At 35.4% G+C, this 13,434-nt stretch carries 13 protein-coding genes and 1 riboswitch; of the genes, 5 read left to right on the forward strand and 8 right to left on the reverse strand.

All coding sequences use genetic code 11. The features are described 5' to 3' along the window. The first annotated feature begins 29 nt into the window (after positions 1-29). Together BM211_RS08770 and BM211_RS08775 are read left to right on the forward strand one after the other, a co-directional pair. Positions 30-749, forward strand: coding sequence for a response regulator transcription factor (locus BM211_RS08770; protein WP_090996469.1), 720 nt, complete (start codon positions 30-32; stop codon positions 747-749). Beyond that, positions 740-1,843 carry a sensor histidine kinase gene (locus BM211_RS08775; RefSeq protein WP_090996472.1) on the forward strand — a complete coding sequence of 368 codons (1,104 nt, stop codon included), beginning with the start codon at positions 740-742 and terminating at the stop codon, positions 1,841-1,843. Before BM211_RS08770 ends, BM211_RS08775 begins: the two co-directional genes overlap by 10 nt. A 31-nt stretch (positions 1,844-1,874) precedes the next feature. Here BM211_RS08775 and alr read toward each other — a convergent pair whose 3' ends face one another. From alr to BM211_RS08795, 4 genes are all read right to left on the reverse strand, one after another. After that, entirely contained in the window at positions 1,875-3,053 is a 1,179-nt protein-coding gene (alr, locus tag BM211_RS08780) for an alanine racemase (protein ID WP_090996475.1), read from the reverse strand. 47 nt (positions 3,054-3,100) lie between these two features. Further along, positions 3,101-4,015: a D-alanine--D-alanine ligase gene (locus BM211_RS08785; RefSeq protein WP_090996478.1), complete on the reverse strand. Its 915-nt coding sequence runs from the start codon at positions 4,013-4,015 to the stop codon at positions 3,101-3,103. Beyond that, entirely contained in the window at positions 4,012-5,469 is a 1,458-nt protein-coding gene (locus tag BM211_RS08790) for a MocR-like pyridoxine biosynthesis transcription factor PdxR (protein WP_090996481.1), read from the reverse strand. The genes BM211_RS08785 and BM211_RS08790 overlap by 4 nt, the downstream gene beginning before the upstream one ends. A gap of 350 nt (positions 5,470-5,819) precedes the next feature. Next, positions 5,820-6,737 (reverse strand): DMT family transporter, encoded by a 918-nt coding sequence (locus BM211_RS08795; RefSeq protein ID WP_035431341.1) that lies wholly within the window; start codon positions 6,735-6,737, stop codon positions 5,820-5,822. Positions 6,738-6,885: 148 nt separating this feature from the next. Between BM211_RS08795 and BM211_RS08800 the strand changes: the two genes are divergently transcribed. After that, the gene (locus BM211_RS08800) at positions 6,886-8,322 is read left to right on the forward strand and encodes a MocR-like pyridoxine biosynthesis transcription factor PdxR (protein ID WP_090996484.1); all 1,437 of its coding nucleotides are present in this window, start codon (positions 6,886-6,888) and stop codon (positions 8,320-8,322) included. Between the two features lie 15 nt (positions 8,323-8,337). On the opposite strand, the gene BM211_RS08805 is transcribed toward BM211_RS08800, so the two are convergent. The 4 genes from BM211_RS08805 to BM211_RS08820 form a co-directional block, all read right to left on the reverse strand. Continuing rightward, entirely contained in the window at positions 8,338-8,835 is a 498-nt protein-coding gene (locus BM211_RS08805) for a DUF421 domain-containing protein (protein WP_035431345.1), read from the reverse strand. Positions 8,836-8,975: 140 nt separating this feature from the next. Further along, the gene (locus BM211_RS08810) at positions 8,976-9,347 is read right to left on the reverse strand and encodes an ArsR/SmtB family transcription factor (RefSeq protein WP_035431347.1); all 372 of its coding nucleotides are present in this window, start codon (positions 9,345-9,347) and stop codon (positions 8,976-8,978) included. Further along, positions 9,348-9,767, reverse strand: a complete 420-nt coding sequence (locus BM211_RS08815) for an SRPBCC family protein (RefSeq protein ID WP_035431349.1) — start codon at positions 9,765-9,767, stop codon at positions 9,348-9,350. Between the two features lie 192 nt (positions 9,768-9,959). Beyond that, positions 9,960-10,838: an SDR family oxidoreductase gene (locus BM211_RS08820; RefSeq protein WP_090996487.1), complete on the reverse strand. Its 879-nt coding sequence runs from the start codon at positions 10,836-10,838 to the stop codon at positions 9,960-9,962. Between the two features lie 227 nt (positions 10,839-11,065). Between BM211_RS08820 and BM211_RS08825 the strand changes: the two genes are divergently transcribed. Both BM211_RS08825 and BM211_RS08830 read left to right on the forward strand, forming a co-directional pair. Beyond that, positions 11,066-11,518: a PH domain-containing protein gene (locus tag BM211_RS08825; protein WP_035431354.1), complete on the forward strand. Its 453-nt coding sequence runs from the start codon at positions 11,066-11,068 to the stop codon at positions 11,516-11,518. Positions 11,519-11,714: 196 nt separating this feature from the next. Next, a riboswitch (glycine riboswitch) is annotated at positions 11,715-11,835 on the forward strand. 107 nt (positions 11,836-11,942) lie between these two features. Beyond that, on the forward strand, positions 11,943-13,310 hold the full coding sequence (locus tag BM211_RS08830) for an alanine/glycine:cation symporter family protein (protein ID WP_090996490.1): 1,368 nt from the start codon (positions 11,943-11,945) through the stop codon (positions 13,308-13,310). The last annotated feature ends 124 nt before the right edge of the window (positions 13,311-13,434 follow it).

A 13,434-nucleotide genomic window follows, 5' to 3' on the forward strand; every position in this document is an offset into this window, starting at 1 on the left:
TGATGAATTTGAAATGAGGGGAATTTGAAATGGAATCTGCAAAAATATTAGTAATAGATGACGAAGTTGGTATATTGAAATTATTAGAAATAATACTAAGGAAAGAGAATTTCATTCATATAGAAACTACCTCAACAGGCAAAGATGCGCTGCAACGTATCAAAGAAAATGTATATGATATTATTTTGCTTGATATCATGCTCCCAGATATAAGTGGATTTGAACTATGTACGGAAATTCGAAAAAATACAAATACACCCATCATTTTTATTAGTGCGCGCTCGACTGACTTCGATAAATTGACCGGTTTAGGAATAGGCGGAGATGATTATATTACAAAACCTTTTAATCCTTTAGAAGTAATAGCTCGAATTAAAGTCATCCTTCGTCGTCAAAAAATGTATGAGAGTTCACAACAACAAAGTACTTTATACAATTATGACTACTTCACTTTTAATCCTGAATCTGCGACATTAACAGTTAAAAACTATTCGGTAGAATGCACAGCAAAAGAACTGGAATTACTACATTTCTTTTGCAAAAATCCGAATCGTATTTTCACGACTGCTCAGCTTTACGAATTTGTATGGGGAAACGATGTTTTTGGAGAAGAAAAAACCGTCACGATCCATATATCCAAACTGCGAAAAAAACTTGGGGATGATACACGCAAACCAAAAATCATTGTAAATTTACGAGGAATTGGCTATAAATTTATTCCTCCAAATGAGGCACTTATATGCGAATAAAAACTCGATTTACATTCCATTTAGCAATAGGACTTATTCTTTGGATGCTTGTAACCGGTTTTTGCATTGTCATTATTGTTGAAGGTATTCTTCCGCTGTTCGGTATCATTGTTAATGAAAACACTGAAGGTTTGTTTGTAGCCGGGATTTTTGTTATTAGTACAATTATTTGCATTGTCTTATTTGGATGGTATTTTGGTGGTCCAATTGGATTCATAATGACTTGGATCCATCAACTCTCACAAGAAAACTATAAGCAACCTATAGATTTGCAAAGAGTTTATACACGAAAAGGAAAACTTCGTAAGCGTTATCTACTATATCAAGAGGTACTTCAACAGCTCCAAATATTATCTGGAAAATTACAAGCTTCTGAAATAGAAAGAGAAAAAATAGAGCACGCCAAACAAGAATGGATTGCTGGTATTTCGCATGATTTAAAAACACCACTAACATATATTAAGGGGTATTCGGCACTTTTATTAAATGATCAGTATGAGTGGTCAAAAGAAGAGGTTCAATCTTTTATCCAAGAAATTGATGATAAAGGAAAACATATGGAAGAATTAATTCAAGATTTAAGCCTCGTCTTACAATTAAATTGCACTGAAGGTAAGTTACCGTTAAATAAGGCGAATCAAGATTTAGTTGAATTTACAAAACGAGTTGTTGCCGATATTAGTCACGATCCACAAGCGACGAACTATAGTCTTCACTTTAAAACGAAAACACCTGTCATTCACGCTGAATTTGATTATAAATTTATGCAGCGTATCTTACAAAACATTTTAATGAATTCAATTTTACACAATCCTGAACACACCGATATATACACAACACTTTCTGACGATGACAAAAATGTAGTAATCCATATTATGGACAATGGCGTTGGCATGTCCTCTCATATGCTAGAAAATCTATTTCAACAATATTACCGTGGAACAACAACTGATTCTTCCTCTGAAGGTACTGGACTTGGAATGGCGATTGTCTATAAACTTGTACTTGCTCATAATGGCACAATTTCTGTCGAAAGCGAACTTTCGGAAGGTACATCATTCAATATTGTATTACCGAAAAAAGGACGTCCATAAGACAATATGTCTTAAGACGTCCTTATCTGTATTATAGACTTTTTCGTAGTTCGTTTATTATTTCAATTGGCTTATCATCTTTTATATAGATACGAGGTATCCTTCTACTTAACATACAAGTAACCTCATAGTTAATCGTACCTAATGTATCTGCAATCTCATCTACATTAAGCGATTCCTTGCCTTGACTTCCATAAAAAACTACTTCATCACCAACATGTACAGGCAATGCCTTTGTAACATCCAGCATTAATTGATCCATACAAATACGACCAATAACAGGCACACGAATTCCGTTAATCAACGCATATCCTTTATTAGATAATTGACGATTGTAACCATCCGCATATCCAATTGGTACAGTCGCAATCCATTCCTCACCCGTTGTTACGTACGTATTCCCATAACTTACACCACGATTTTTTTTCGCTTGCTTAATATGAGCTACTTTCGACTTTAATGATAATGCGGGCTTTAAAGACACGGCTGTATGATCTACCTCTTTTGAAGGATACATACCATAAATCCCAATTCCAACACGAACCATATTTTGAAATGTATTACCAAGCTCCATTGATCCAGCACTGTTTGAACTGTGAATATAAGGAAGATGAATTCCTAGCTCTTTTGCTGTATTTACAGCTTGCTCAAATAAACCCGTTTGCATATTTGTATATGTTTTATCAGCTTCATCAGCTGTAGAGTAATGTGTAAACATACCTTCTACTTCTATATGTTTCATGTTTTTTAGTTCTTCTAAAAACAGCAAGACTTCATCTTCTTGTAGACCAATACGGCTCATTCCTGTATCGATTTTCACTTGAATGCGTGCGCTCTTTTCAAGCTGATTAGCAATATCATTGATACCCTTTAAATCCTCTATTCTATATACCGTTATCATGATATTATACTCAATAGCATCTTTAACAGCTTCAACCGACGTATAGCCTAAAACTAAAATCGGTACAGTCACTCCTGCCTCGCGCAGTTCAATTCCTTCATCTACAAATGCAACAGCAAGTTGATGAATTCCTGCTTCAATTGCTGCTTTCGCCACTTGAACTGCTCCATGGCCATACCCATTCGCTTTGACAGCTGCCATCATTGTAATATTTTCATCGTTCACACGCTTTTTAAATTCACTCACATTATGTTTTACAGCATCTAAATTCACTTCAACAATTGTATCTCTTCCATATCTCGAACTCATCGGTCTAAACTCCTAACTCAATAGTTGCTTTCCATTCTATTTCTAGTTTAAAAACCTTCGTTTCTCCTAGTCTGTAAAGAGACTTCAATAATCATATCCAATAGCTTGCTATAAGAGATTCCCACCGCTTGAGCGCTTTTTGGTAGTAAGCTATTTTTTGTCATCCCTGGCAATGTATTCACTTCCATGACATATGGGATTCCATCTTTTATAATCATATCAACTCTAGCATAAACACTGCATTTTAATGCCTTATAGCATGCCATTGCAGCCTCAGCGACACGTTTTTGAGTTGTGACTGGAAGTTCTACAATCTCTTCAATCGTAGCCGCATCATCGTATTTTGCATGATAGTCAAAAAACTCCGCCGTATGTTGAATTGAAATAATCGGTAAAAGTTTTCCGTCTAAAATGGAACAAGTAATTTCTTCGCCCTTTATATATTTTTCAATTACAATTTCAGAATCCCATTTGAATACCTCCACAAGCGAGGATAATAAAGCATCCTTATCATATACGATTTTTACTCCTACACTAGAACCACCTGAATTTGGTTTTACAACTAATGGATATCCCATTTTGTCTATTTCTTCAAGTTGAAGCTCTTCCATATTTGAAATATGAAGCCAATCCGGTGTTTGAATACCCTCATAACGAATCATTTTTTTTGACATATTTTTATCCATACAAATACCGCTTGATAGCATGTTACTTCCGGTATATGGAACGCCGAGAGTTTCTAGTGTACCTTGAATCGTGCCGTCTTCTCCGTATTTTCCATGAAGTGCTAACAGCGCAATATCAAGATTGCTTATCTTTTCAACAAGCTCTTTTTTGTCATTAAGTCTAATAGGAACAACTTCGTACTTACTATTATCCAAATGTGCAATCATTTCTTCCCCAGTCATGAGGGACACTTGTCTTTCGGAAGATACGCCTCCCATAATCACGCCAACTTTCATTTTTTCAACTCCCAATTTTCATTTTTTAAGGTATCACCAATTATTTTAATTCCATGAACAATATCCTCTTCTTTTAACCGCGAGAATCCTAATCGAAATGTATTACTTCCTCCTCCATCTGAGTAAAAAACATCTCCTGGAGAAAAAACAACTCCCTTTTGATAGCATTTTTTCAAAAGCATACGTGAATCCAGTCCTTTTTCTAATTCTATAAAAAGATGTAGTCCACCATTTCCAGTCATTCTTTTAAAAGGAATATATTGATTGCAAGTATGAACGGCTAGCTCATATTTTTTCTTATAAACTGACCTCGCCTTTTTTAAATATTTTTCGAAATAACCATCATGTAAATATTGATAAAGCACTGCCTGATCCAGTGTTGATGTATGAATCGTTCGCGCCCTTTTCACACTTTCCAAACAGTGGATTAATTCCTTATCTGCTAAAATCCATCCAACACGTAACCCTGGAAAAAGAATTTTTGAAAAACTGCTAATATAGACAACATTGTTGCCAGGTCCAGCAAAAGTCATTAAAGGAGCTAAATGAGAACCTGAATAACGTAATTCCTCATTAAACCCATCCTCCACGATAGGAATTCGATATTTTGAAAAAAGTTTCATAATCTCAGTTCTTTTTTCCGAGGATGTGACAATCCCAGTCGGATTGTGATAAGACGGGATTAAGTATGCAAAATCAAAGTCCGTTTCGGATAAGCTTTTCTCAACTTGATCAATATCAATACCATCATCCTTCATTTCTATCCCGTGTATATCAAATCCATGTAAACGAAAAAGTTTTAGTGCCGCATGATGAGTAGGGTTTTCACAAATAATACGTCTAGATTTTTTAGCTAAAGAAGACAATAAAATATCCAAGCCCTCGGTGAATCCATTCGTAATAAGAATATCTTTATTGGAAATGTCTACTCCTTTCATTTCCATATAGTGAAGAAGGTAATCAATTAGAGGTTTATAGCCTTTGGCATATCCGTAGTTCAATACGATGTCTCCTTCAATAGACATTCGAGTCAGAAAAGCCCGTTTAAAATTTTCAACATCAAACAGCTTTTCGTCCGGAGCGATGCTATTGAAGGAAATCATACCTTTTTCCCAACGAACGCCGTGCTTCATTAAATCTAATTCATCAGCTAGCAAAGTAGCTTCATTTATCTTTTCTTTCCAGTTTAGTTCGATGGATGGAGTTTTGGACGTTTCAATTTCTCCTACAAAATTTCCTTTTCCCTTTATTGCATATATTAGACCAGCTTGCTCTAAATCCGCGTAAGCAGTCAGAACAGTATTTCTGCTGACCGATAATAATTTACTAAGTTCTCGGGTAGATGGAAGCTTTTGATGCTCCAGTAAGTGTCCTTTCATAATCATCTTTTTTAAATAATCTTTTAATTGAACATACACAGGACGATCATCCACAATTTTAAAATCATTAAACACTTCCTTGCCCCCTTGTTATCATTTTTACATAACTATATCTATCTCAAAAGGTCCACAACGTATGTATTTTCTTTAACCAGTGGTATGGTGGTCTAAAGTACCATTCATACCACTTTGTAATGAAGAATGTTGCAAGTTTGAATTCACTTCAGCTTCTTATCCAATAATAATTAAGACTTTTTAATTATCAATCTTCATTATAAATAATACATTAGTAGATGGGACAATCTCTGTCAAAAGCGGACCTTAAAATGGGACAGCATTCAATATTTTCTTACCGAAAAAAGGACGTCAATCAGACAATAAGTCTGAAAACGTCCTTTCATTTTTAAGAATGAAATATAAAAACCTTACATCTCTTTTTTCAATAGCTTTCCATGTTTCCAATACAACTCAAGTGTGGATCGATTCGCCATAAAAACACCGATTAATATGAAGAAAGCTCCAATTCCCATCACTGGTTTGATTGGTTCATCTAAAAACATATAGCCTATTATAACAGCGATTAATGGCGAAACATAAAGCCAAGTAGATGGAAATACAGGATTGGTTTTGGATAATAGCCAATAGTATAGGCCATGCCCACCTATTGAACCTATAAATATTAAATACAGAATTGGCCATTGAACGCTCCATGTAGTTAAGACAGATAAATTCGGATGTTCTAATAAGAGAGAACAAACAATTAGTAATAGACCTCCATATAACATTTGAATACCATTAATCAAAAATGGCGAGACATCTAGTAAATCTGCTAAAATTTCCTTTGAATGAATAGTGCCCATTCCGTAGAAAAATTCTCCTACTAATATAACAAGGCAAGCAATGCTCCAAGTATAAGAAAATTGCTGTTGTAACCCTGGTAAAGAAATGCATACAACTCCTATAAGAGCAAGTATAAGGGCAAAAAGTTGTTCCCTTCTCAATTTCATTTTCGTTCGTTTCGTTTGAAGCAATAAAATCATCATTGGGCCTGTAGCCGAAAGAACAGCTGCTAATCCTGATGAGATGTACTGCTCTGCCCAATATAATGTGGCAAAAGTCATAAATGTAAGACAAAATCCAGCAAATATAATTCTTTTTGTTAAAAGGTATGGTATGACTTGCTTCTGTTTCACGATAAAAAACATGATGACAATTATGCCTGCGAGAAAGAAACGAATACCCGCTGAAAAAAGCGGCGGAGCCCCTGCTACAATCCCTATTTTAATTGTTAAAAATGTCGTCCCAAAAATGACACAAATAAGAAGATAATTAAAAATAACCATGCTGCTTCCCCCTTTTCATTCTTGAAGTGAGTATAGAGGAAACAGTGTATAACAGTACATCAAGCTATATAACAGTTGTATGTATTTTATGTTGATTATAAAGTTTTTTTCAGTTTAAATGAAAATAAAAAGAAGATTAGGTGAGATAATGAAGATTGTACTCCGAAAAGAATCTAATATACCGTTCTACCAGCAAATATGCGAGCAAATCGTTCAGCGTATTCAAGGTGGCATGTTAGCGGATGGAGACGCTCTCCCTTCTCTACGTACCATGGCAGAGGATTTAAAAATAAGTATATTGACGGTTCGTAAAGCATATAAACATCTTGAGTCAAAAGGTTATGTATACATACAACCAGGAAAAGGGGTTTACATAAAAGGAAAAAGAAATACGCCTCTAAACATACATGCTCCTTATGACTGGCAACATATGAAAGCTGTTAATGTAATAAGATCTCAATATATCATCAATCGCCACAAAAAGTATTATGATTTTTCTCAGGCCATTCTCTACCCACGCCTTTTACCTAATCCGTTTCTATCAGGCGAAATGCAAAAAATATTAGACGAAGACAAAATGATTTTAGCCACATACGGACCTGTACAAGGTGATGAAGAGCTTCGCATGGAAATTTGCACATATTTAAAAGACTATCAAGGATTGAACGCTGATCCTGTTTATTTATTAATTACAAGTGGTGCCCAGCAAGGAATTGATTTAATCACTCAAACATTATTAAAACCAGGGGACACGGTAATTGTAGAAAGTCCGTGCTACGGTGCAGCCATTGATGTGTTTGTTAACAAAGGAATCAACGTTATTTCCATTGCGCTTGATGAACAAGGCATCCGTTCTGATTTATTAGATGAGGTATGTCAAAAGAATAAACCAGTTTTGTTATACGTAAATCCTGCCTTTCATAACCCTACTGGGATATTAATGAGTGAACAAAGACGAAAAGAACTTATAGAGTTAGCAGAACTTTATCACTTTTTTATTATAGAAGATGACTCTTTTAGTGAGATTTATTTTGATGATGTTAAACTTCCGCCTCCCCTTAAATATTTCGACACAAATGGTCATGTGATTTATTTAAAAGGATTTAGCAAAACGTTAGCACCTGGGATTCGTATTGCAGCAATTCTAGCCGAAGGACCTGTATTTGATTGGTTATATGCCACAAAAGCATTAATGGATATAGGAAGTCCGCAGTTAACGCAAAAAGCTATTTTACCTTTTTTACGGACAGAAAGAATGAAGAATCATATAGCAAAACTACGAACTGCCTTACAAATACGTCGTGATACTACAATAGAAATACTTGCTTCCTTAAAAGGTATAATTCATTTTCAAATACCAAAAGGCGGCTTTAATTTATGGATTTCCCTTCCGAATTCAATGAATTCATTTACATTACTAAAAAAAGCAAATGAAGCTGACATTTCTTTTTTACCCGGAGCAGCTTGCTTTGTTCATGAACCGAAACACGAATATATGCGTATCAGTTACTCCATGCTAAATAATCAAGATTTAATTGTTGGACTACAAAAGCTACATGAAATAATTTTAGATTTTCAAAAATAGACACATTAATACTCCTTATTCTTTAGAAATATATTGCCGCAGTACCCTTTCCAACACTTCACGTGTAACCGGCTGTGCTTGAGCGGTTAATTGATAACCAATGCGCCCGTTTGGTTCTGCAGTTGCTTGCTGTAAAGTTTGAATGTCATGAATTCCTTGTACCCGTAAATGCATATATAATTGCTGCTCTGTCAGTTTAGCGCGGCTTAAGTTATTCTTTAAGATTTTTCCATCTTTTATAATAACAATCTTGTTACCATCTAGAAATCGTTCCACTTTTCGTGATTTCACTTCTAAATAATGAATGATCAGTAAAACAATAGAAAATGTACACGCGGTTAATATTGTTGTCCCTACCTTCTTACTTAACACCGGTTCTACTATAATGCGTCCAATACCTACAATGACAATAATTTCAGCTCTTGACATTTGACTAAGAGACTTACTTCCCGCAAATTTTAAAACGATAACACCTGTAACAATTAATATCATGCTTTCAAGAACAATATTCATATAGTCCATTCCTTTTACAGCAATTTATACACAGTATTACCATCTTCAAATTAATTTTAATCGTGTTTATCAATTGAAAAAGAGTATGTTCAAAACGAATTGTTCCAAACATACTCTTTTTCATATAGAAGAAAATGATTTTATTCCTCTTGTCTATTCAATTTTGTTTCAACAATTTTCAAGACACTATTCTCCCCATTTTCAACTACATGTTTCAAAATGGAGAGTTTATTATTCCAAAATTGTTCGTAAAACGAGAGCCACTGCTTTAATTCTCTTAAAGGCTCTGGTTGCAGCTGATAAATTTTTTCTCTTCCTACCTTCTTTCCACTAACTAACTTCGCCTCTGAAAGAATGTGAAGATGTTTTGTAACAGCTGTTCGACTAATCGGAAAATGAGATGTTATTTCTGAAATAGGCAATTCTTTTTCAGCCAGTAATCGAAGTACTTCTCTACGAGTTGGATCAGCAATCGCTTGGAATACATCGTAATTTTCAGCTGATGGAGACATTTAGCCTTCAATAACCTTTTTAAGTTTTTCGTTCACGATGGCCATCCAACCAAATGCCATATTCTCACGAATAACAGAACTTTTCTCATTCGGCTTTGGAAGGATAAAGTCAGGCTCTTTCCAGCCACCATGAATAAGTGTAAATTCAGTCTTATCGCCTAAATCTTTTAAAATGAATGAAACGATCCAGCCATCTGTATCCCATGCAAATGAAAGATGATGAGGAGCATCAAATTCTAATACTTTACATGGAGATGGTCCAAAAGGAGATTGGATATGAAATTCATGTCCTACTTTTGGTTGAAAATCATTTGGCATAAACCATAATGCAATACCTTCTGCAGTTGATACTGTATCCCATACTTTTTGAATAGGCGCTTCTAGCACGATTGTTTGCTTAATATCTTGTAATGTATTCATATTACTTTTCCTTCTTTCTTAATTTCAAAATACAACCTTTTGGTTTCACTTCAATATAATATAACACCTTTTGGTTACATGTCAATGTTCATTAATCTTATAATCCTGTAAATATCGAAAACGGAATGTAATAACTATAAAACAGAATAAACACAATTTATGTTTATTCTTTCCTACATTCATCAAAACTCTTTATAAAGTATGTTTTACATGTTCTTCAAAATATTTTCCCCAGTCAGGCTGTCTTCCATCTATATCTTTAAATTTATATTCTCTTGCTAATTCCCACGAACTAAGTGCTTTTCCCGTTTTCTTATGAACATTAGAATCGCTCGCTAAAGCGGCAATTGCTCTTCCAATAAAAAATGGTGTTTCTGATGCAATAAAATGCGGATCTTTTTTTGCTCCTTCTTGCCAATTACTTTCGGTCACACCGAATATATCTAACATCGCTTCAGAGCGTAAAAATCCGGGGCTTACTGCAACAGATGTGATGTTGTAGGGAGCTAAGTCTCTTGCCATTGCCTGAGCTAAATGAATTGTGGAAATTTTAGCGAGGCTATAAAACATATTCCCTCGATATTCGTAATCAACACCATCTGTAATCTCAATAACGAGCCCTTTCTTATTTTTTACCATAAGCGGGATACCGTAATGACTTGTTATAATATGAGAATGTACAGCGGTTGTTTGCATTTGAATTCCATTATCTAAATTATGTTCCCAAAATGGGACATTCCACTCTGTCAGTGGATCGCCTCCCCATACATCATTCACTAAAATATCTAACTGTCCATTTTGCTCTTTTTCAATTTTTACAAATAAAGCTTCAACCTCTTCTTTCACAGTATGATCAACGCGAACAGCAATTCCTTTTCCACCTTGTTTCGTTACAAGTTCAGCCGTTTCTTCGATCGTCTCCGTTCTTCCCATTGATGATAAGTTTCCTTTTGTACTTCTTCCTGTCACATAAACAGTAGCACCAGCTTCACCGAGCATCATCGCAATGCCTCTACCAGCACCGCGTGTTCCACCTGCTACTACTGCAACTTTCCCTTGTAATGGTTTCATATATTTCTCCTTTACATATTATTTACTTACATTTCATTTCAAGAACGAGTCCCTTTCTTCTTCATTCTGCCATTTAAATTCAACATAAACTACTTTATTTTCATTATTTTTCTATAAAAATAATATATTCTTAATATACACACGGAAATGTGGTAATATTTGTATATGAATAAAATATTCCTCAATTCTGTTAGGAGAACATCTCACACAATAAAGGAAGTGGTGTAATGAATTGGAAAATAAGACGAGACCGAGGATATTGGTATATGATGATTGGAACTATCCTGTTATCTAATACACTCCTCTCTCTTCCACTTTTGTTAGATAAAACATTGAACTCTGTTGATTGGCTTATCATTCCTAGTTTCATTTTAATATTTGATTTATTTATGCTATGGATTATTTTCGGCATTCGTTATGAATTACGAGAAAAGAGTTTATATGCAAGATGTGGTCCTTTTTATTGTAATGTTCCCTATGAAAATATTACAGGGGTTCATCCAACTGATGATATGCTTATCGGTTTTCGCCTAGCAGCTGCATTTCACGGTGTAGAAATCCACTATCCAAAAGCTTTGCTTGGCAGTGTTAAATTGTCACCAGAAAATGAAGAACTGTTCATACAAACTATCCTTGCTAAGTGTCCGCATTTACAAAATAGTAAAATGAAACAGCACTAATTCAAAATGTAGTTACTCTTACACAGAAATTTCTTTCTTGACTTACCATATAATCCATGACTATAATTACTCATGTTAATTTCATAGCATTCGGATGAACCATACAGGAGAAGATCTTTTGATCTACCGATGGGGCAAAAAGCTGGTCGGACAGCTTTGAAACTCTCAGGTCTTGTATTCAAGTAGAACTGTATGGGGACGAATCTCTGGAGAGACTCCCTTCTGTTGCATAGCAACATGAAGGAAACAGGGCACCGAAGGAGCAAATCCGCCATTACAGCGGATAATCTCTCAGGTAAAAGGACAGAGACAAGCGACAGAAAATACCGATTCCCGAATCGGTTTATTTTTCTATTCCTTGTATCTCCAGAGACCATTTCGTTTACATGAAATGGTTTTTTATTTTTTCTAAAGGAGAGTAAAGATGGAAACAGTGAATCAAGTATTAGAAGTAATCAATCATTACGTATGGGGGCTGCCGACACTCGTGCTGCTTGTTGGGACAGGAATCCTCCTTACAGTACGTCTACGAGGCCTACAATTTACCAAACTATTATATGCTCATAAGCTAGCATTCAGAAAATCAGAGGACAACTCATCTAAAGGAGATATTAGCCATTTCCAAGCGTTAATGACCGCCATGTCTGCTACTATCGGGATGGGCAATATAGCTGGCGTTGCAACCGCCGTGTCTATCGGGGGACCTGGTGCAGTGTTTTGGATGTGGATTACCGCCTTGTTTGGAATGGCAACAAAATATTCTGAAGCGATTCTTGCCGTTAAATATCGCATGCATGGCACTAACGGGGAGTACTCTGGTGGTCCGATGTATTATTTAGAACATGGATTAGGAAAGAAATGGCTTGCTACATTATTTGCTATTTTCGGAACAACAGCTTCATTTGGAATCGGAAATATGGTTCAATCGAATTCAGTGGCTGAGGCCATGAAAATTAATTTTTCCGTATCCCCTGTCGTAACAGGAATCGGAATAGCTCTTTTCATCGCAGTTGTTATTTTAGGCGGAGTTAAAAAAATTGGAAAAGTGACTGGTTTTTTTGTTCCAATTAAAGCTTTCTTTTATATCATCGCTGGACTTATTATTATTTTTTATCATATAGATCAAATTCCTACAGCATTCCAGCTCATTTTCTCAGGTGCTTTTCATGGCACTGCAGCTGCTGGAGGCTTTGCCGGAGCAACCGTTGCTTCCGCTATTCAAATCGGGATGGCACGAGGTGTGTTCGCAAACGAAGCCGGACTTGGAAGTGCACCGATTGCTGCCGCAGCAGCAAAGACTGATTCCCCCGCTAAACAAGCACTCGTATCTATGACGGGAACTTTTCTTGATACATTTGTCGTATGTACTATCACTGGTTTAGTACTTATTACAACAGGTGCTTGGAATTCTGGTAAAACAGGTGTTGAAGCAACGACGTTTGCATTTCAAACTGTATTTGGAAGCGCCGGAAGTATAATCCTTGGTATTGCGATTATTTTATTTGCATATTCAACAATGTTAGGTTGGTCATATTATGGCGAGAAATGCGTTGAATATTTATTTGGCCATAATGCGGTTCGTTACTATCGTCTCATTTTTATCAGTATAATCATGTTTGGAGCAAACTTAAAATTAGGTCTCGTTTGGACATTTTCTGATATTGCAAATGGACTAATGGCAATTCCTAATTTAATTGGGCTAATTGGATTAAGCGGGATTGTTGTTTCAGAAACAAAGCGGTTTTTACAAGTAGAAAAAACAAACAATTCCAACAATAGGATCGCAAGTTAAATTGGAAAAAGGCTGTATAGTGATGGAATACTATACAGCTTTTTCTTTAAATCGAAGGCTTTACCGAAAAATATTCATCTCTATCTAACCTAGAAAATAAAGACTGAATTTTTTTAATTTTAAG

The sequence above is a fragment of the Bacillus sp. 491mf genome, from assembly GCF_900112415.1.
GTDB lineage: Bacteria > Bacillota > Bacilli > Bacillales > Bacillaceae_G > Bacillus_A.

Coding starts and splice junctions, on each gene's coding strand:
- BM211_RS08770 (WP_090996469.1), top strand. CDS start 30: ATGGAATCTGCAAAAATATTAGTAATAGATGACGAAGTTGGTATATTG.
- BM211_RS08775 (WP_090996472.1), top strand. CDS start 740: ATGCGAATAAAAACTCGATTTACATTCCATTTAGCAATAGGACTTATT.
- alr (WP_090996475.1), bottom strand. CDS start 3,053: ATGAGTTCGAGATATGGAAGAGATACAATTGTTGAAGTGAATTTAGAT.
- BM211_RS08785 (WP_090996478.1), bottom strand. CDS start 4,015: ATGAAAGTTGGCGTGATTATGGGAGGCGTATCTTCCGAAAGACAAGTG.
- BM211_RS08795 (WP_035431341.1), bottom strand. CDS start 6,737: ATGGTTATTTTTAATTATCTTCTTATTTGTGTCATTTTTGGGACGACA.
- BM211_RS08800 (WP_090996484.1), top strand. CDS start 6,886: ATGAAGATTGTACTCCGAAAAGAATCTAATATACCGTTCTACCAGCAA.
- BM211_RS08805 (WP_035431345.1), bottom strand. CDS start 8,835: ATGAATATTGTTCTTGAAAGCATGATATTAATTGTTACAGGTGTTATC.
- BM211_RS08810 (WP_035431347.1), bottom strand. CDS start 9,347: ATGTCTCCATCAGCTGAAAATTACGATGTATTCCAAGCGATTGCTGAT.
- BM211_RS08815 (WP_035431349.1), bottom strand. CDS start 9,767: ATGAATACATTACAAGATATTAAGCAAACAATCGTGCTAGAAGCGCCT.
- BM211_RS08820 (WP_090996487.1), bottom strand. CDS start 10,838: ATGAAACCATTACAAGGGAAAGTTGCAGTAGTAGCAGGTGGAACACGC.
- BM211_RS08825 (WP_035431354.1), top strand. CDS start 11,066: ATGAATTGGAAAATAAGACGAGACCGAGGATATTGGTATATGATGATT.
- BM211_RS08830 (WP_090996490.1), top strand. CDS start 11,943: ATGGAAACAGTGAATCAAGTATTAGAAGTAATCAATCATTACGTATGG.